This is a genomic window from Acinetobacter sp. 24-47-47, assembly GCF_057737035.1.
In genome coordinates this window covers 2,861,667-2,880,172 of sequence record NZ_CM173216.1, presented here as the reverse complement: position 1 = coordinate 2,880,172, position 18,506 = coordinate 2,861,667, and the positions used below count along the sequence as shown (strand labels likewise).

The 18,506-nt window shown below is 39.3% G+C and carries 17 protein-coding genes; 8 read left to right on the top strand and 9 right to left on the bottom strand.

Annotated elements, in window-relative coordinates; all coding sequences use genetic code 11:
• Positions 1 to 9: 9 nt before the first annotated feature.
• The 3 genes from AC1M9E_RS13550 to AC1M9E_RS13540 all read right to left on the bottom strand — a co-directional run bounded on the left by AC1M9E_RS13550 (position 10) and on the right by AC1M9E_RS13540 (position 2,868).
• The gene (locus AC1M9E_RS13550; protein WP_481595747.1) at positions 10 to 771 is read right to left on the bottom strand and encodes a putative porin; all 762 of its coding nucleotides are present in this window, start codon (positions 769 to 771) and stop codon (positions 10 to 12) included.
• A gap of 173 nt (positions 772 to 944) precedes the next feature.
• Positions 945 to 1,727, bottom strand: coding sequence for a putative porin (locus AC1M9E_RS13545; protein ID WP_035265806.1), 783 nt, complete (start codon positions 1,725 to 1,727; stop codon positions 945 to 947).
• A gap of 289 nt (positions 1,728 to 2,016) precedes the next feature.
• On the bottom strand, positions 2,017 to 2,868 hold the full coding sequence (locus AC1M9E_RS13540) for a putative porin (RefSeq protein WP_481595748.1): 852 nt from the start codon (positions 2,866 to 2,868) through the stop codon (positions 2,017 to 2,019).
• A gap of 177 nt (positions 2,869 to 3,045) precedes the next feature.
• Here AC1M9E_RS13540 and prfB point away from each other — a divergent pair.
• The 5 genes from prfB (at position 3,046) to AC1M9E_RS13515 (ending at position 7,855) form a co-directional block, all read left to right on the top strand.
• Positions 3,046 to 4,141, top strand: a protein-coding gene (gene prfB / locus AC1M9E_RS13535) for a peptide chain release factor 2 (protein ID WP_481591851.1) whose coding sequence is annotated in 2 segments (ribosomal slippage) — positions 3,046 to 3,117 and positions 3,119 to 4,141 — 1,095 coding nt in all. Because the reading frame shifts where the segments join, the coding sequence is not laid out codon by codon here.
• Between the two features lie 216 nt (positions 4,142 to 4,357).
• Positions 4,358 to 4,660, top strand: coding sequence for an ArsR/SmtB family transcription factor (locus tag AC1M9E_RS13530; RefSeq protein ID WP_035265803.1), 303 nt, complete (start codon positions 4,358 to 4,360; stop codon positions 4,658 to 4,660).
• Positions 4,661 to 4,686: 26 nt separating this feature from the next.
• Positions 4,687 to 5,751 carry an alkene reductase gene (locus AC1M9E_RS13525; protein ID WP_481588808.1) on the top strand — a complete coding sequence of 355 codons (1,065 nt, stop codon included), beginning with the start codon at positions 4,687 to 4,689 and terminating at the stop codon, positions 5,749 to 5,751.
• A gap of 98 nt (positions 5,752 to 5,849) precedes the next feature.
• A complete protein-coding gene (locus AC1M9E_RS13520) occupies positions 5,850 to 7,130 on the top strand; it encodes a 3-deoxy-D-manno-octulosonic acid transferase (protein ID WP_481607215.1) in 1,281 nt (426 codons plus the stop codon).
• Between the two features lie 11 nt (positions 7,131 to 7,141).
• A complete protein-coding gene (locus AC1M9E_RS13515; RefSeq protein ID WP_481586864.1) occupies positions 7,142 to 7,855 on the top strand; it encodes a 16S rRNA (uracil(1498)-N(3))-methyltransferase in 714 nt (237 codons plus the stop codon).
• On the opposite strand, the gene AC1M9E_RS13510 is transcribed toward AC1M9E_RS13515, so the two are convergent.
• Positions 7,829 to 8,812: a mechanosensitive ion channel family protein gene (locus AC1M9E_RS13510; RefSeq protein ID WP_180028484.1), complete on the bottom strand. Its 984-nt coding sequence runs from the start codon at positions 8,810 to 8,812 to the stop codon at positions 7,829 to 7,831. The two genes, AC1M9E_RS13515 and AC1M9E_RS13510, sit on opposite strands and share 27 nt — an antisense overlap.
• 453 nt (positions 8,813 to 9,265) lie before the next feature.
• Here AC1M9E_RS13510 and acs point away from each other — a divergent pair, with 453 nt between their 5' ends.
• Positions 9,266 to 11,209 (top strand): acetate--CoA ligase, encoded by a 1,944-nt coding sequence (gene acs, locus AC1M9E_RS13505; protein ID WP_035265794.1) that lies wholly within the window; start codon positions 9,266 to 9,268, stop codon positions 11,207 to 11,209.
• A 149-nt stretch (positions 11,210 to 11,358) separates the two neighbouring features.
• Positions 11,359 to 12,540, top strand: coding sequence for an acyl-CoA dehydrogenase family protein (locus AC1M9E_RS13500; protein WP_481607216.1), 1,182 nt, complete (start codon positions 11,359 to 11,361; stop codon positions 12,538 to 12,540).
• Positions 12,541 to 12,584: 44 nt separating this feature from the next.
• Here the strand turns inward: AC1M9E_RS13500 and AC1M9E_RS13495 are convergent, their stop codons facing one another.
• The 4 genes from AC1M9E_RS13495 to msuE form a co-directional block, all read right to left on the bottom strand.
• Positions 12,585 to 13,199 carry a riboflavin synthase subunit alpha gene (locus AC1M9E_RS13495; RefSeq protein WP_092766502.1) on the bottom strand — a complete coding sequence of 205 codons (615 nt, stop codon included), beginning with the start codon at positions 13,197 to 13,199 and terminating at the stop codon, positions 12,585 to 12,587.
• Positions 13,200 to 13,277: 78 nt separating this feature from the next.
• Positions 13,278 to 14,426 (bottom strand): MFS transporter, encoded by a 1,149-nt coding sequence (locus AC1M9E_RS13490; protein ID WP_306669939.1) that lies wholly within the window; start codon positions 14,424 to 14,426, stop codon positions 13,278 to 13,280.
• A 309-nt stretch (positions 14,427 to 14,735) separates the two neighbouring features.
• Complete coding sequence (gene sfnG / locus AC1M9E_RS13485; RefSeq protein ID WP_035265790.1) at positions 14,736 to 15,845, bottom strand: dimethylsulfone monooxygenase SfnG; 1,110 nt, start codon at positions 15,843 to 15,845, stop codon at positions 14,736 to 14,738.
• A 29-nt stretch (positions 15,846 to 15,874) separates the two neighbouring features.
• The gene (gene msuE / locus AC1M9E_RS13480) at positions 15,875 to 16,612 is read right to left on the bottom strand and encodes an FMN reductase (protein WP_481594495.1); all 738 of its coding nucleotides are present in this window, start codon (positions 16,610 to 16,612) and stop codon (positions 15,875 to 15,877) included.
• A gap of 376 nt (positions 16,613 to 16,988) precedes the next feature.
• Here msuE and AC1M9E_RS13475 point away from each other — a divergent pair, with 376 nt between their 5' ends.
• On the top strand, positions 16,989 to 17,639 hold the full coding sequence (locus tag AC1M9E_RS13475; RefSeq protein WP_035265788.1) for a response regulator: 651 nt from the start codon (positions 16,989 to 16,991) through the stop codon (positions 17,637 to 17,639).
• A 62-nt stretch (positions 17,640 to 17,701) separates the two neighbouring features.
• On the opposite strand, the gene AC1M9E_RS13470 is transcribed toward AC1M9E_RS13475, so the two are convergent.
• The gene (locus tag AC1M9E_RS13470; RefSeq protein ID WP_035265786.1) at positions 17,702 to 18,469 is read right to left on the bottom strand and encodes a hypothetical protein; all 768 of its coding nucleotides are present in this window, start codon (positions 18,467 to 18,469) and stop codon (positions 17,702 to 17,704) included.
• Positions 18,470 to 18,506 lie beyond the last annotated feature (37 nt).

Genomic DNA, 18,506 nt, shown 5'->3' with positions numbered 1-18,506 from the left:
ACTCAAAGATTAGAAGCGGTATGCACCACGTACAGCAAAGGTATTACCGTCATCTGCGAAACCAATTCGACCTTCGACACTTACTTGCTGATTGAAGAATTTTTTAGCATTTACACCAAACTCATCAAAAGATCCGCCATTGAAATCTTGATTGAAATAGTCAACACCCACGCTGAGTGTTTTATCAATATAATAATCGCCTCTTAACGAGAACTCGTCTAGATCACCAAATGCAGCTCCAGCCTCTAAATTCACATCATTTGTGCCAATTTGAGTGACATATTTTGCTCGAATAGTAGGGTCAATACCATCATCGTTGTCATCATCCCAACCACGTAAACCAGCTGCGACCAATAAAGATGGTGCTAAGAAATAACCAGCTTCAATTTTATAGTTTGTGACATCATTATCAGGGGTGTTAGGTATTTTTTGAGTTTCCTGAGAAAGATTGGCATTTAGATAGAAATCAGTATTTGGAACAAAGTATTCAATTCCAACACCATAATTCCAGTATTCGACCACATCAAAGTCGTCATAAGATACTTTTGCATTCACGTTGCTCGAACGATTTAAAAATGCAGCTTCGTTCAATGGAGAGTTCTTGATTTGAACAGGATTAAAATAATATGTGCCATCAAGCGCAAAACCTGCAGAATTGCTACCATTATCAGGATCGATCAATTTGGCTGTAGCCCCAACTTCAGCTTGATACGCATGTGCAGTTCCTAAGCTTGCAATAAGTGCAGTCGCAAGTGTAATTTTTTTAAACATATATTGACTCTCTTTGTTATAGAAATATGACTGTTTTGTGACAGCTGATTTCTATTGTAAGAACAAAAGGGGATGAGTCAATGCACAAAAAATGACATTCCATCGGGATTTTGCACAAAAAAAGCCCATCATTAAGATGGGCTTTTAAGAAACACTAAATTTTAATTAAGATATTAGAAGCGATATTTAGCAGCTAAACCGAACTTGTTGTAATCATTATTTGCAAGTTCACCGAAACCTACACGACCTTCTAAGCTGACTTGAGGTGTGAAGAATTTACGTGCGCTTACACCAAACTCGTTTGTATCTGCAGGACCAGTATCTTTACTATAGTAATCCACACCAACACTTAAAGTTTTATCGATGAAGTAATCAGCAGCTAGATTATATTCATCAAGGTCACCGAATGCAGCGCCAGCTTCTAAGTTGATATCTTTACCGTTAGACAATGTAGTTACATATTTAGCACGTAATGTTGGGTCAACACCATCATCATAGTCGTTATCGTAACCCTTAAGACCTGCTGCAATTAATAAGCCAGGTGCAGGCAAATAACCTACTTCAGCACCATAAACTGTCTCATCAAAATCAGGTCCAATATCAAATTTACGATCATCACGACCAACATTACCGCTTACATAAAAATCAGAATTAGGTACGAAGTATTCAACACCTACGCCGTATTGATGTCTTTCATCATCACCAACTTCGCTGTATTGGTATTTCGCATTTACATTACTTGCACGATCAAGGAATGCAGCTTCAGCTAGTGGAGCATTGCGTGTTTGAACTGGTTGGAAATAATAAGTACCATCAACACCAAATGAACCACTTGTACTACCATTATCAGGATCGATAAGACCTGCAGAAGCACCTACTTCAGCTTGATATGCATTTGCAGTTCCAGTTACAGCTAAAGCAGAAAGAAGTGCAGACGCGATTGCTAATTTTTTCATGGATACTTCCCCTCAATAGAGTTAGTTGTTAATACATTTTTTGTTACAAGTTCAGTGTAGGGGAAAATCATGAAGGATCAATCAAGCAAAAGTAACAGTAATGTATCTTGTGTAATTTTTATGTAAAAATAAAAATTTAAGTTATTGATTTTAAAAAATAAAAAAACATGTTAATTCATGTGAAAGATAAGGTGTTTTAGTCATTTTATGTTGCTTTTGAATATGAATTGTATGCAATTTGAACGAAAGTAGCAGTTTTGGAACTGCTACTTCCCCATGTTGAATGGAATTAGAATCGATATGTTCCGTTTATATTAAACTTATCTTCATCATCACTGAATCTTAAAATACTCCCAAGAGAGAGGTTATTATTGATAAAGTATTTGCCACGTAATTGGTATTCGTCTTTATGAATTTTACTAGTGCTATTCGTATCTCGTGTATAAGCACTACCTAGGCTTAAGCGTTGAGTTAAATAATAATCCCCACCAAATGTAATCGAATCAATATCATGTCCAAAACTACCATCCAATTCTAAATTGAGATATTGACCATTTTGGCCTAATGGGGTGACATATTTGGCTTTTAAAGCAAAAGCATTTTCATCAAAGCCTTCACCTTTATAAGCATTAATACCTACTGCTATCAGTAAATTTTGAATAGGAGTATAACCAACGAGAGCTCTATAGGTGGTTAGATCGAAACGCTGCTTAGCATGAGATGAACCGTTTAGTGAGCTTGAGCGTGACTCCACTTTATAATGTTGACGACCGACCTCACCTGTGAAGTACAGTTGATCAATATAATATTCTCCCCCTATTGAATAGCCGTGCAGCTCTTGTTTGCTTTGTGCAACTGTTTCATTTATATACACTTTATCGTCTTTAATATGCTGAAAACTATATTTCGCTGAAACGCGATTATGGTGGCCAAGAAATGCAGCCTCATTAAGTGGTTTATTTTCAGTATCAACTGCTTTGAAGTAATAAGTACCTTCTGTTTCAAATACACCGTGATAATCAACCTTGAGACTATCATGGTCAAAATAGGTATATTCAGCATCAATTTGAGCTTGGTAGGCCATAGCTGAAGTTGTCAAAGGGAGGATGGCCAAAGCCAAATAGGTTTTGTTCATTTTCATAAGTCTCTGCTTATTGTTGTAAAAATAAAGTAAGTATTTTTTAATAATTAAATGTATTGTTAATAATAACTAAACAATGGTCAAGAGAATATTGAATAAAAAAGCAAACTCTCAAGTTTTACTTGGCTGTGTTAAAATATTGCCAATTTTGATATAGACATATTTAGGATCTACACCGTGGAAATTAATCCTTATCTTCTCCAGCTGAAAGACTTGAACGAACGTGGTCAAACACTACGGGGGTATCTTTGACTACGATCTAAAGAAAGAGCGTTTAGAGGAGGTTCTCCGCGAACTTGAAGATCCAGCAATTTGGAATGATCAAAATCGTGCTCAAGCGATGGCAAAAGAAAAAGGTGAACTCGAAAACGTTTTAAATGTTTTAGATGGTTTAGCAACACAACTTGATGATGCACAAGCGATGCTTGATCTTGCTGTAGAAGCGGATGAAGAAGAAATGCTTGCAGATGTTCAAGCAGAACTTGATTCAGCTGAGGCTGAACTGGCTAAACTTGAATTCAGACGTATGTTTAGTAATCCAATGGATCCAAATCCTTGCTATGTCGAAATTCAAGCGGGGTCAGGTGGTACTGAAGCTCAAGATTGGGCATCTATGCTATTACGTATGTACTTACGTTGGATTGAGCGTCATGGCTTTAAAGCTGAGTTAATGGAAGAATCTGACGGTGATGTAGCTGGGATTAAATCGGCAACTATTCGTGTAGAAGGCGAATATGCTTATGGTTGGTTACGTACTGAATCAGGTGTACATCGCTTAGTCCGTAAATCACCTTTTGACTCAGGCAACCGTCGTCACACTTCATTCTCAGCGGTTTTTGTGTCTCCAGAAATTGATGACAACATTGAAATTGAGATCAATCCAGCAGATGTCCGTACGGATACATACCGCGCTTCAGGTGCAGGTGGTCAGCACATTAACAAAACAGATTCTGCAGTGCGTTTAACCCATGCACCAACTGGAATTGTGGTGGCTTGTCAGAACCAGCGTTCACAACATGCTAACCGTGATCATGCTTGGAAACAGCTTCGTGCTAAATTGTACGAATTGGAAATGAATAAGCGTAATGAAGCAGCTCAAGCACTAGAAGATTCTAAATCGGATATTGGGTGGGGGAGCCAAATTCGATCTTATGTGTTGGATGATTCACGTATTAAGGACTTACGTACTGGCGTTGAAAACTCAAACACGGGTGCCGTGTTAGATGGTGATCTTGATAAATTTATTGAAGCTAGTTTGAAACAAGGGCTTTAATCATTTTTAAAAAAAAGCAGGGCAAAAGCCCTGCTTTTTTTTGTTCTAGCACGAAGCTTGCTAGATTAAATCAGTTCAATGTTAGAATCAGAATTATTCGGCACAGTCATTCATAAACTCGATTTGTTAAATATCGTAATAATTCGATATTAATATCTATAAAAATCGATATAATGAGTTCAGCACAGTGCAGATCATTAACTTGAGTGAAATGAGATGGATACTGAAGCAATTTTTAAAGCCTTATCGAACCCGATACGCCGCCAAATTTTACAATGTTTAAAAGATCCAGAGCGCTTTATTCCACAAGATGAGTGCGTGCAAGATTTTAGTCGTGGCGTATGTGCAGGACAGATTGAAAAAATTGCAGATGTATCTCAGTCAACCATGTCTAATCATTTATCTGTTTTACAACAAGCAGGTTTGGTTCATGTTACTAAGCATGGTCAATGGTCTTATTTTTCTCGTAATGAAGCACTGATAAAAAGTTTTGCAGAACACCTTCAACAATCACTCTAACGATAATGAGTGAAGAGGATAAATGAATGACTGATTTTAGTAGCCCAGTAGTCTTTGGTGAATTAAAGCTCAAAAATCGCGTGGTTATGGCACCTTTAACGCGTAGTCGTGCGACAGATGATCGTGTACCAACAGAAATGATGGCTGAGTATTATGCGCAACGTGCAAGTAGTGGATTAATTATCTCAGAAGCGACCGTAATTTCTGAGGAGGCGAATGGCTATTTAAATACGCCAGGATTATTCACTGATGCTCAAGTGGAAGGGTGGAAGAAAGTAACCCAAGCTGTTCATGACAAAGATGGCTTAATTGTCGCTCAGCTTTGGCATGTTGGACGTGTGTCACATCCAGATTTACTGAAGGGTGATATACCCGTTTCGGCGAGTGCTGTTCAACAAGCCGGACATGTCAGTTTGTTGCGTCCGAAACGTCCTTATGTCTTGCCACGTCCATTAGAAATTTCTGAAATTCACGCGATTACAGCGCAATATAAACAAGCAGCAATTCGTGCTAAAGAGGCAGGATTTGATGGTGTGGAATTGCATGCGGCGAATGGTTATTTAATTGATCAATTCTTGCAATCGAAAACCAATCAGCGTGAAGATGAATATGGCGGCTCGGTGGAAAATCGTGCGCGTTTCTTGTTAGAAGTCGTGGATGAGCTAATTGAAGTTTGGGGTGCTGGTCGAGTAGGTGTACATTTAGCTCCTCGTGGTGATGAACACGATATGGGTGATGATGATCCACGTGAAACTTTCGGTTATGTGTTAGAACAACTCGGTCAAAGACACATTGCATTTTTCTTTACACGTGAATATTTGGCAGAAGACAGTATTAGTCAAGAATTAAAAGCGCGTGGACAAGGTATTCCTTTTATTGCCAATATGCGTTTAAGTCGAGAGGATGCTTTACAACTTCTCACTTCAGGTCAAGCTGATGCAGTGTCTTTTGGTAAAGATTATATCGCCAATCCTGATTTATATGAGCGTTTGGTACACAATGCTCCTTTGAATGAATTAAAGTTAGAAAATATGATCGGGACGAATGTGGCTGAAGGCTATATCGATTATCCTTTTTTACAAGGAAATTGAAATTTAAGATAAGTATTTGAACCGAAAAAATTCGCAGGGTATGATCTCAACTTCGTGGTCATGCCCTATTTTTTTAAGAAAGCTCGAGGTCTTACGTTTTGACAACTCCACTTTGGTATAACGCAGCATTGGCTTTATTAAAGCCAATTTATAAATGGCGTATAAAAAAGCGAGCAGACAATATTGAGCAATTTCATCAAGAGTGCTTAGAGCGCTTCGGTCCGTTTCAATCTCCAAAAAATCTTAATGCGATATGGTTTCATGTGGTTTCAGTTGGAGAAACCAATGCTGCACAACCTCTGATAGAACATTATTTAAAGCTTGGGTATGCTGTGTTGGTTTCGAATACCACCAAAACAGGTCAGGCACGAGCTAAATCCTTATTTGCAAAAGCACCATATGTAGATCTTTTTCAAGCAGTATATTTACCTGCAGATCAAAAAAAATTAGTCAGTGCTTTTTTTAAAAAATATCAACCTAAAATGTTGGTTTTGGTTGAAACAGAACTATGGCCCAATTTAATTGATCAGGCGAAAATTAGTAAAATACCCACTTTTTTGGTGAACGCACGTTTATCTAAAAAGTCAGCAAAAGGATACGCCAAAGTACCAAGTATTACTCAGCCTATGCTCAGCGGTCTGACTCAACTTTTGGCTCAAGATGAAGCTTCACTGAATCGATTTAGGGCTTTAGGTGCTGCTACAGCGCATAGTCAAACAGTGGGTAGTATTAAGTTTGATATTCATGCGCCCGAAGAAATGCTATTGAAAGCGCAACAAATTCATCAAGATTGGGATTTGCAAGCACGCCAAATTATTACGATTGCAAGCACACATCATCCTGAAGAGAAAAATCTGTTATCTAAGTTTAAAGATTATTTAAATGATCATCCTGCCGTCTTGTTGATTATTGTACCGCGTCATCCAGAACGTTTTGATGAGGTTGCACAAGCCATTCAAAGTCATGAATTAAAAATGCATCGACGTAGTTTAGGTGAAATCATTGAGGCTGATACACAAGTTTATCTTGCTGATAGTATGGGTGAAATGTGGATTTGGTATGCATTGAGCCAAGCAAGTTTTGTGGGTGGATCATTAAATGAACCTGGCGGTGGGCATAATATCTTAGAGCCAATATCACTCAATGTCCCGACTGTGATTGGACCGAACTACTTTAACTTTCAAACCATTGTCGATGAATTTGTGGAAGAAAAAGGGATTCTAATCGGTCAGACTACGGAAGAGGTGGTGAATCATCTTATTCAGTGCTTATCTCAGGATGAAACGATTTTAGCAGTACAAAATCAGGCTCAAAAGATCATGCAACGGAATACAGGGTCATTGCAAAAACATATTCATGTCCTGAATCAATACCTTTAGTTTTTAAGTATATGAATATTGTATTGCTTGATCCTGCATCAGCACAGGATGACCTCTGGACGATTCAATCTGCACGCCAAATTGAGCATCTGAAGCATCAACTTGATATTAAAATTGGAGATACTTTAAAGGTTGGTATTAGAGGTGCTGGTCGATATACAGCTGAGGTCATAGAAATTTCTGAAAGGAAAATCTTAATTCAGCCACTTTATGAAGAGCCTGTACCGAAGAAATTACCTGTAACGTTAATCGTTGCTATGCCTAGACCGAAAGTATTGAGACGATTGATTCAAGATGCTGTAACTTTAGGCGTAGAAAAAATCATTTTGCTGCACAGCTATCGGGTCGATAAAAGCTATTGGCAAACACCATTTTTACAACAAATTGATCACTATGTTCAACTGGGCTTAGAACAAGCGGGTGATACATTTCCACCTGAAATCGAAATGTATAAACGCTTTAAACCTTTTGTGGAAGATGTTCTTCCTCAAATGATTTCCGTTGAACGACCAGCTTATGTAGCACATCCTTATGCAACCCACAGTATGCCTCATGCGATTGAGCACCCGTGTACGATATTGATTGGGCCTGAAGGTGGTTATATTCCTTATGAGATTGATTTACTCATAAAAAACGGCTGCCAAGCTGTCAGCTTAGGCAACCGAATTATTCGTACTGAGACGGTGATTCCTTATGTGTTAGGTCGTCTGTTTAGCACGTGGTGATTCATCTTCTTGTGAAGAATCTCCGCGATAGACTTTAACCTCTTGAACTGGATATGGAATCGAGATTTCATGTTCAGCAAAAGCTTGAATCACTTTTTCTTGAACTAAACTAATAGATGTAGATGTCGCAGTTTCACCCGTATTCACCCACCAACGTACAGTGAGGTTGATTGAGAAATCAGCTAAGGCAGAGACATTCACGCTAAATCCGGGTTGACTGAGAATCTGTTGATCGCGGTCTAAAATACTTAAAATAATATCTTTCGCTTTTTGAACATTATCTTCATAACCAATACCAACCACGAATTCACAACGACGACGTGGATATGCCGTATTGACGGTCACTGCATTGGTATAGACCGTTGCGTTGGGAATGACGATACGGCGACCATCAGGTGAACGTAAGTAGGTCGCACGAATTTGAATATCTTCAACGGTACCTTCTAAACCATTCACAATAATATCGTCGCCAATTTTGAAGGGTTCACCGAGTAGAATTAAAATACCAGAGAGCAGGTTTTGAAAAATATCTTTAAATGCAAAACCAATTGCGACAGAGCCGATCCCCAGTGCACTCATCAGCTGTCCAGGTGTAAACCCTGGAATTGCAATAACCATCGCAATTAAGAAGCCAAAGAAAATAATAAAAGAGCTACCGACGCGGTTGAGGACGAGCACTAAATTTTGTTTGGTATATGAACGCTCTGAAAGTGCTTTTCTGACAAATAATTTGAACAGCTTAGACAACAACCAAAATAAGGTAAATACAATCAAAGCAATACAGATATAAGGGATTCGTTCCCAAAAGCCATCCATGATTTTATCAATGGTGGTATATGCATCATTGTATTTCGCAGTATGTGCAATGACGGTTTGAGCCGTTTTCTCACTTGCATCTTGTAGAAGTTGAGTCGTACCTTGAGCCACCTGACTCAAAGAATTTTGTTGTTCAGCCACGAGTGTTCCAAATGTATTGAATGTTTACATTTTGCCTGAAAATACAGTGAATAAAAATCACGTTCGCAGGTTTTATCGTCATTTTTATTCATTGAATAAACTGAAAATAACAAAAAAATTGCATGTTTTTATAAACATTCAGCACCTTGTCCAACAAAAAAATCGAAATGGTATTTATTGATAAAAAAATGGAGTTTTTTGACAACGACAGATTTTACTTGCTTAGGAATGATGATCAGCAATGATTCGGATCATTGATTGTTAGATTTTTTAGGTTGTTCAATTGGCAAGAAGATACGGATAACTTTTGAAATAAATGAATGCTCAGTCTACGACCAAAGCATGATTGTTTGAAATTTTAAAGTATAGTCATACTCAAGATATAAGACAAAAAATGATCAGTATGATCAAGACAACTCTCGAGATGAGAAACATAAATCAAGGATGCGAATTATGAATGAAATATATCCAGTACCCGAAGTTTTTAAAAAAACTGCACGAACCAATGAAGAGCAATATTTCGAGCGGTATAAAGCATCTATTGAAAACCCCGAAGCATTTTGGACCGAAGCAGCCAAGAAACTAGACTGGATTAAGCCTTTTACACAAGTCAAAAATACCAACTTTGATAAAGAGAATTACAAAGTTGAATGGTTTGCAGATGGCCAATTAAATGTCAGTGAAAACTGTCTCGATCGACATTTAAAAGAACACCCACATAAACCTGCGATTATTTGGGAAGGTGATCATCCATCACGCCATAAAATTATTTCATTTGAAGAATTACACGATGAAGTTTGTCGTTTTGCCAATGTTCTCAAGAAGCATGGCGTGACCAAAGGCGACCGTGTTGTTCTGTATATGCCAATGGTCCCTGAAGCAGCCATTGCGATGTTGGCATGTACACGTATTGGTGCGGTACATTGCGTGGTGTTTGGAGGTTTTTCACCAGATTCTTTAGCAAGTCGTATTGATGATAGCCAAGCAAAAGTCATCATTACAGCAGACTCGGGCATGCGGGGTGGTAAGCCAATTCCACTGAAAGAAAACGTTGATGCAGCGATGGAGCTTGAAGGGACGAGCTCTGTACAAAATGTCATTGTGGTGCATCGTACTGGTAACCCAATCACAATGCATGAAGGTCGTGACCTGTGGTATCACATGGAAATCATGACAGTCACAGATATCTGTCCACCTGAACCAATGAATTCAGAGGATCCGCTGTTTATTTTATATACTTCAGGCTCAACGGGTAAACCTAAAGGTGTGCTACATACTACAGGCGGTTATCTGACTTACGCGAACTTTACCTTTAGGGAAGTATTTGATTTAAAACAAGATGATATTTTCTGGTGTACCGCTGATGTCGGTTGGATTACTGGTCATTCTTATGTGTTGTATGGTCCACTTTCAAATGGGACGACAACATTGATGTTTGAGGGTGTTCCACAATACCCAACTTGGGCACGCACTGGACATATTGTAGATAAGCACAACGTCACAATTTTATATACGGCACCAACGGCGATCCGAGCGATGATGCGTGAAGGTGATGCATTTATCCGTGAAAGTGACCGTAGTAGCTTACGCTTGTTGGGCTCCGTCGGTGAGCCAATTAATCCTGAAGCTTGGAACTGGTACTACACCGTAGTTGGTGAAAGTCGTTGTCCAATTGTAGATACATGGTGGCAAACTGAAACAGGTGGCTTCATGATTTCGCCTTTACCGGGCGCAACTGCACTTAAACCTGGTTCTGCAACACGCCCATTCTTTGGTGTACAACCTGCTTTGGTTGATGCTGATGGTAAAGAGCTAGAAGGAGAGGCTGAAGGTAATTTGGTGATCAAAGATTCTTGGCCAGGACAAATGCGTACCATTTGGGGTGATCCAGATCGTTTTATCGAGGCATATTTCTCAACTTATCCAGGGAATTATTTCACGGGAGATGGTGCACGCCGTGATAAAGATGGTTATTACTGGATTACGGGGCGAGTGGATGATGTTCTGAACGTTTCGGGACACCGCTTGGGGACTGCAGAGATTGAAAGTGCATTGGTTGCACATGAACATGTTGCAGAAGCAGCCGTTGTGGGTATGCCACATGACATCAAAGGTCAAGGGATTGCAGCCTATGTAACTTTACAGGCAGATACGCCAGAGTCAGCAGAACTCAGGAAAGAGCTAGTAGGTTGGGTAAGAAAAGTTTTAGGACCTGTGGCTACACCAGATGCAATTTATTGGGCGCCAGCATTACCAAAAACACGTTCAGGCAAGATTATGCGCCGAATTTTGAGAAAAATTGCTGCTAATGAGCTAGATAGTTTGGGGGATACCTCAACTTTGGCAGATCCACAGGTCGTGGATCAATTAATTGCTGAAGTGAAATCACAGCAGTAATCCAGATTAAACAGACGAAGTCATGTTTTAAATACCGTTAGTTCAACTAGCGGTATTTTTAGTTCAGTGATAAGAAAAGCAGGCATTGTGATAAGTCAAATCATGTTGATCTGCTAAGCTTATCAGCAGATGCGATACGGAATATAACAATGAATTCTCCCCTAAATTTTAACCCTGAAACGCCACTTGAGACTGCGCAAATACTTGCATCTGAGTTTGCGAAGACCGCAGCAGAACGCGACAAACAGGGTGGAAATCCAAAGGCTCAGCGAGATCTAATTCGACAAAGTGGTTTATTGTCTTTATCTATTCCAAAAGAATTTGGTGGGCAAGGTGCAACATGGAGCACGATTTTTAAAACCATTCAAACCATTGCTCAAGTCGATAGTTCGCTTGCGCATGTATATGGCTTTCATCATTTGCTTATAGCGACGGTACAACTTTTTGCACAGCCAGCTCAATATGGAGATTGGTTTAGACAAACCGCCAAACACAACTTATTTTGGGGAAATACGTTAAATCCATTAGATCGTAGAACAACCGCGAAACAAGTTTCTGACGAAGAATTTATCTTCCATGGTGATAAAAGTTTTTGTTCTGGATCAATTGATTCAGATATCTTGCTCTGTTCAGGATTTAATGAAGATGGAAAGTTACTGATTGGCGTGATTCCAACAGCACGAGAGGGCGTGAGCTTTCTTGGAGATTGGAATAATATGGGGCAACGTCAAACGGATAGTGGTACCAGTCATTTTGAACAGGTCAAAATTCGCAAGGATGAATTACTCCTCAATCCCGGTCCTTTAAGTACACCTTATTCAAGTTTGAGACCGCTAATTGCTCAATTGATTTTCGTGCATTTATTTTTAGGTGTTGCTGAGGGAGCGTTCAATGTTGCGAAAGAGACAGTTCAAACACAAAAAGCTTGGTCGAAATCACTGGTTGAACAAGCGGTGAATGATCCATTTACCCAAAAGCATTTCGCCGAATTTTATGTGCAACTTGAAGGTGTGCGCTTGCTCGCGGAAAAAGCGATCAATACATTACAAAAGGCGTGGGATGAAGGGGAAACATTAACTGCGGAGCAACGTGGTGAAGCCTCAATTGCAATCGCCACCGCCAAAATCGCAGCGACTCATACTTCACTTTATGTGACACAAAATATTTTTCAAGTGATGGGTGCACGCGCGACTACTGCAAAACTGAATTTAGATCGATTCTGGCGTAATGTACGAACCCAAACCCTGCATGATCCAATTGATTATAAATATCAGGAAGTCGGAGAGTGGGCATTAACTGGAAAAATTCCAGATCCAAGTTTCTACTCTTAGATCCAATTGATTATGAAAAAAGCCTCTATCGTAGAGGCTTTTATTTATTTTTGATGAATATTTTCTAAAGTATCGACAAGCGTACGTGTCATCTGATCAATTTCGTAATTGACTTGATCGCCGACTTGAACATATTTCCATGTGGTTAGGCGTAAAGTTTCTGGAATAAGATCGATTGAGATTTGATTGTTTGCACGATCAACTCGATTGACTGTCAAACTGCAGCCATTTAAACCGATAAAGCCCTTTAAGAAGAAATATTTGATATTGCCATTTGGAATTTCAAGGTCGATATGAAACGTTTCACCATTTTTGGTTAAATGCTTTACGGTTGCAGTGCCTTCAATATGACCATATAAATTATGCCCACCATTCTCAGCACCTACTTTAGCGGAGCGTTCAATGTTGACCTCATCACCGACGTTGAGTTGACCTAAAGTGGTTAATTCAAGTGTTAGATTTGAAACATCAAAATGCACTTGACCAGCGATCAAATCAATTTGTGTAGCGGTTAAGCAAACACCATTAATCGCAACACTGGCGCCGATAAATACATCATGAAAAAGATTGAGCGCATTAGAAATAACAAAAGTCCGATATCCCTCTTTATGCTGTATATCTAATACTTTTTCTAACCCTTGCACGATACCTGTATACATAATAAACCTTTGCCTAAAAATAAATCTTAATTGCTTTTAATCCTACCTGAGATCGTAGAGATGATCATCTTACGCAGATCAATTGGTTCTAGGTAAAAAGAAGGTCAATACACCCAGTAGTGGTAAGTATGAGCTAAAGTGAAATACCCAACGAATACCTTGATGATCTGCTACATAGCCCAAAGCTGCTGCCGCGATACCGCTGATCCCAAACATCAAACCAAACATCAAACCAGAGACCATGCCGACACGACCTGGCATCGCTTCTTGTGCATATACAACCATTGCTGAAAATGCGGAAGACATAATCAATCCAGCAAGAATCGCAAAGATACACGTCCACATCAAATTCACATGTGGCATGAGTAATGCAAAGGGTGCCATGCCAATAAAGGAAATCCAAATGACAGCTTTACGACCTATTTTGTCACCGATAGGGCCACCAGCAAAAGTACCGATTGCTACTGCGGCTAAAAAAGCAAATAAATAAAGCTGAGCTTGTTGAATACTGACCTGAAACTTTTCGATCAAATAGAAGGTATAGTAATTTCCAATACTTGCAATGTACGTGAATTTTGCAAACATTAACGCACAGATAATCACAATTCCCTGTACAAGTTTAGAACCTTTCAACGGTGTTGATTGCTTGGCTTTTACTGCTGAAGCAGCTTGAACACCATATTGAATGGTCCATCGACTTATTCTGTAAAGCAGATAAATAGCGAAAATGGCAAATATCATGAGCCAAGCAACTGAGGCTTGGCCGTTCGGTACAATGATTGCTGCGGCCAACAGTGGCCCAACGGCAGAGCCGCTATTACCACCCACTTGAAAAGCGGATTGAGCAGTTCCGAAGCGACCACCTGATGCTGTTCTCGCTACTCGTGAGGCTTCTGGGTGAAAGGCAGATGAGCCCACACCGATGAGTGCTGCTGAAATCAGTAAGATTGGAAAAGTCCATGCAAATGCCAGCAAAACGATACCTAGCAGTGTAACGCACATACCCAAAGGGAGGAGGTAGGGCTTAGGATGCTTATCAGTGTAGAGTCCAACCCAAGGTTGCAGAATAGATGCAGTCATTTGATAGACCAAAGAAATAATCCCGATTTGGGTAAAGCTCAAGTCAAAATTGAGTTTCAGCATGGGATAAATGGCTGGTAAGCAAGACTGGATCAGATCATGTAATCCATGCGCTAATGCAATAGCGAAAATAATATGAACCGCCATTTTATTTGCTGAAATACTAGAGGAATTATTTGAATGTTCTATTGATTGAATTGAACCCATAAGGCTGTGCTGTCTTCATTTTTGAGGTGATTATAACCGTGTAACAGCGGAACAATGTACGATTTATTCAATTTTCGATGTACTGTTGCTGATCAGATTATATGAACTATCCAATAAAAAGCCCCCCAAGCCGAGCCTTGGGGGTTAAGTTGCTACTGCATGACGCTATTATTATAGTTATCAGGGTCAAAACAAGATTGAACAAAGCGCTGATTTCATTCAGATCGTTGTTGAATAATCGAAGACAAATTAAGCTGATTTAGCGGTAATGTGTTGTTGCTGTTCAGCTTCGAGTTTTCGAACTAAAGGCAGTACTTTTTCACCAAAATATTCAACTTCCTCTATAAAATGTAAGAAGCCAGATAAGATCAGATCCACACCAACTGATTTTAATTCAACGATACGTTCAGCAATTTGTTGCGGTGTACCGATGAGATTTGTTCTGAACCCGTCGTTGTATTGGACAAGATCTTCAAATGTTGATTTTGCCCAGTTACCTTCACCTTCTTGAGTTGCGGCACCTGCTTCACGAGTTGCATCACCAAAAGCATTGACTGCTTCTACATTTGCATTGTCAATGATTTCTTGAAGTACAGCTTTTGCTTCCTCTTCAGTATCACGAGCAATGATAAAGGCATTCACCCCAATTTTGACTTGATGGTGATTCAGCTTGGCTTTTTCACGGATGTCATCAATCTGCTTTTTAATTTCAGCAGGCGTGTTTCCATTGGTGAAATACCAATCAGAAACACGAGATGCCATATCACGTGCGGCACGCGAGCTACCCCCTTGGAAAATTTCAATATGTGGGCTTTGAACAGGTTTTGGCTTCAAGGTGTAGTCTTTAAATTGATAATATTTTCCATCAAAACTAAAGTTATCCTGCGTCCAAATACCTTTTAAGCTACGAATAAACTCCTCTGAACGTGCATATCGTTGATCGTGTTCAGGCCATTCTTCACCGATGGCATCAAATTCACCACGGAACCATCCGCTCACAACATTAATAGCGATACGACCATTGGTTAAATGATCAATTGTCGCGAGCTGTTTAGCCGCCAGCGCGGGTTTCCAAGGGCCTGGTAAAATTGCTGCGATTACACGTAACTTTTCAGTTTTTGCCAATAAGCCATGACTAAAGCTTACAGATTCATGCTGATTCTCCGCACCGTATCCTGCCGTGAATCGAATCTGTGTCAAAGCATATTCAAATCCACTTTTTTCAGCAGCTTGCGCGAGTCGAACATTGTAGTCGTAGCTCCAGTCTGTTCGTTGTTCAACATTACTGACGACAAGACCACCACTGACATTTGGAACCCAATAGGCAAATTTAATCGCTTGTTTTTCTGCATTAGACATGGCTTATACCCTCATTGATTCAATTATATTTATGCCACTTCAATTTTTGGGGCAGCATTATTCTTGTGATGCAAGCGTGACTCTGCTGCATCTAAACTTGGTACTGCTGCTGAAGGTAATACTTCTTCTTGTTCAATTTGTTTGTTAATGCCCAAGTTTTGATTGGCTTGTTGGGTTTTATCTTTCACAACCTCAGCACGTTTACCTTTGGCTGGTGCCCACTCTAAAATTGGTAAAGCACGAGCAATGGCTAAGGTAATGCGCGCACGTAATAGTTCACTGTGAATGGTGTATTCAGGCGTAAAATCACGATCAGTTGCATAAACGCCAATTGGCAAAGTCTGTGCTTGGAAGAAGCTAAATAAAGGACGCAATTGATGCTCAAGTACTAAGGCATGGCGATCACTGCCCCCTGATGCAGCTAGTAATACAGGCACATCAACCAGCGCAGTTTGTTCTACAAAGTCAAAGAAATGTTTAAATAAACCTGTGAAAGATGCGCGATATACGGGCGTTCCCACAATCAATGCATCCGCGGCTTCAACAGCAGCAAGATCATCTTGAACACGTTGCGGCAGCTGATTGCGATAAATGGCACCACCTAATAAATGACCGATTTCGCTAAATTTAATAAAATGCACATGAATTGGTGTTGCTTCACCTAACTCATCCAAAATCGCTTGAACAAGCGCTTCAGTTTTTGAAGGATTATTTAGACCGCCAGAGACAGCAACGATATTTAATGGTTTTTGTTGAGCAGTAGACATAGTACAAACCTAAAAATTTAAAATTAATCTCGGATGCACTATTTATGTGGATTTATGCTTATTCTGTAAAATAAGCAAAATAAGAATAAATATCATTTTTGCGTATATAGCGATAATTTAATCTTTTTGAGATATAAATAAGTGATAAATAACTGAATAAACGTATATTTATGATTATGAATAAGCTATTTCAATATTTGAATAAATTTTATATTTAAAAGTGATGTGCTTATCGAATTTTCAAAATTACATAAAAAAATCGCGTTTGTAAGATTTAGCCCGACATTTTCTGCAAAAATTCGTTAATATTTATATATCCTTAACAGCTATAGCACAGTTAGTATATTGATTGTGTTTGAGATCTCTCGCCTCGCTTATGAATATTTTAATCGTTGATGATCATCCACTGTTTCGTCATGCTTTAATTCAAGCAGTTCGTTACAGCTTACCGCAAGCCCAAATCCATGAAACAGCTGCTGTTAATGAATTTTATGAACGTTTAGAAAAAGGTCCTGAACCAGATTTAGTGCTTTTAGATTTGAATCTTCCAGGTGCATCAGGCTTCTCAGCGTTGGTGCATGTGCGTGCACAGTATCCATCGTTACCAATTATTGTCGTATCGGCGCATGAAGAAGTTTCAATTATTCAACGCTCGATTGCACATGGTGCAATGGGCTATATTCCAAAATCAGCGCATCCAAGTCACATTGGTGAAGCGATTCGTCAGGTATTAGAAGGGGATATGTGGTTACCACCAAACCTGCCTGCGAATTTAAACTTTGATCCACGTGCTGCAGATGAAACAGCTTTAGCAGAACGTATTCAATCTCTAACACCACAACAATTCCGAGTGTTAATGATGGTTGCGGAAGGTTTGTTGAATAAACAGATCGCATACGAACTTGATGTTTCTGAAGCAACGATTAAAGCGCATGTGACCGCGATTTTCCGTAAATTAGGCGTTCAAAATCGTACTCAGGCTGTATTAGCGATTAATGCATTAAACATCGAAGAAAAACGTGTTTAAATGATTCTTAGATTTGAAAAAAAAGACCTAATCAAAGGTCTTTTTTTCGATGCGTATCTACTTTAGGCTAAACAGTCCTGTTTAGGTGTCAACTCATTACAATATAGAGGATTGAGTGCACATTGAAGTTCATCAATTTGATCTTGTGTTACATAGCCCTTGCGTTTTAAATATTCTGCAACGCGATCATCTCTAAGACTTAAAAAAGCGGCATCATAAACTTTCAGATCAACAAAGAGTGCAGCCGTTTCAAGTCCATTAAAACGATCTAAAAACACCTCATTGCCATACATGAGAAAAATATGATCGAAATCTGCATATGCATCGATGCCTAATTGTTCTGCGAGTGCAAGCGGCGGTGTTTTGATAAAGAGTAAATCTGAAATTTCATCAAACTGCGTGGTATCAAGCGTATTTTCACCAGTTTTCACTTTACCAAGCCAAGCTTTAAAGACCAAAACGGCACCACCACGCAACAACATACTCCACACTTGATGACGCGTATGTTCATCTAAATCTCGGCATTCTGATGCTAAACGTTGAATAAGTTGATTTTCTTGTTGTGCCAATTTATCAAATAAACCTAAGCCTTGAGGGTGATAAGCTGCTGGTGTAAATACATCAAATTTTAATTGTTCAAAAACCTGTAAAGCCAAAGGTACTGCAGTTTGGTAAATCTGTTCCAAGGCACGTACATGTACATTTTTTAAGGATGTAGATGGAAAAATTTCTTGCCACTTGATTTCAGGCAAAATTGCATTGGCACCATATTGGCGATGAAATTCGTGATTACGATCTAAACCATGTGGCATAGCTTCTGAAATGTTCATTGCAAGACTCCATTTGATACTTTTATTCTCGAGAAAA

Excerpts from the sequence above, each read along its gene's own strand:
- AC1M9E_RS13475 (WP_035265788.1), top strand. The coding sequence starts at position 16,989 with ATGAATATTTTAATCGTTGATGATCATCCACTGTTTCGTCATGCTTTA.
- sfnG (WP_035265790.1), bottom strand. The coding sequence starts at position 15,845 with ATGTCTAATGCAGAAAAACAAGCGATTAAATTTGCCTATTGGGTTCCA.
- AC1M9E_RS13530 (WP_035265803.1), top strand. The coding sequence starts at position 4,358 with ATGGATACTGAAGCAATTTTTAAAGCCTTATCGAACCCGATACGCCGC.
- AC1M9E_RS13515 (WP_481586864.1), top strand. The coding sequence starts at position 7,142 with ATGAATATTGTATTGCTTGATCCTGCATCAGCACAGGATGACCTCTGG.
- AC1M9E_RS13500 (WP_481607216.1), top strand. The coding sequence starts at position 11,359 with ATGAATTCTCCCCTAAATTTTAACCCTGAAACGCCACTTGAGACTGCG.
- AC1M9E_RS13495 (WP_092766502.1), bottom strand. The coding sequence starts at position 13,199 with ATGTATACAGGTATCGTGCAAGGGTTAGAAAAAGTATTAGATATACAG.
- AC1M9E_RS13525 (WP_481588808.1), top strand. The coding sequence starts at position 4,687 with ATGACTGATTTTAGTAGCCCAGTAGTCTTTGGTGAATTAAAGCTCAAA.
- AC1M9E_RS13545 (WP_035265806.1), bottom strand. The coding sequence starts at position 1,727 with ATGAAAAAATTAGCAATCGCGTCTGCACTTCTTTCTGCTTTAGCTGTA.
- msuE (WP_481594495.1), bottom strand. The coding sequence starts at position 16,612 with ATGTCTACTGCTCAACAAAAACCATTAAATATCGTTGCTGTCTCTGGC.
- AC1M9E_RS13540 (WP_481595748.1), bottom strand. The coding sequence starts at position 2,868 with ATGAAAATGAACAAAACCTATTTGGCTTTGGCCATCCTCCCTTTGACA.
- AC1M9E_RS13470 (WP_035265786.1), bottom strand. The coding sequence starts at position 18,469 with ATGAACATTTCAGAAGCTATGCCACATGGTTTAGATCGTAATCACGAA.
- AC1M9E_RS13490 (WP_306669939.1), bottom strand. The coding sequence starts at position 14,426 with ATGGCGGTTCATATTATTTTCGCTATTGCATTAGCGCATGGATTACAT.
- acs (WP_035265794.1), top strand. The coding sequence starts at position 9,266 with ATGAATGAAATATATCCAGTACCCGAAGTTTTTAAAAAAACTGCACGA.
- AC1M9E_RS13550 (WP_481595747.1), bottom strand. The coding sequence starts at position 771 with ATGTTTAAAAAAATTACACTTGCGACTGCACTTATTGCAAGCTTAGGA.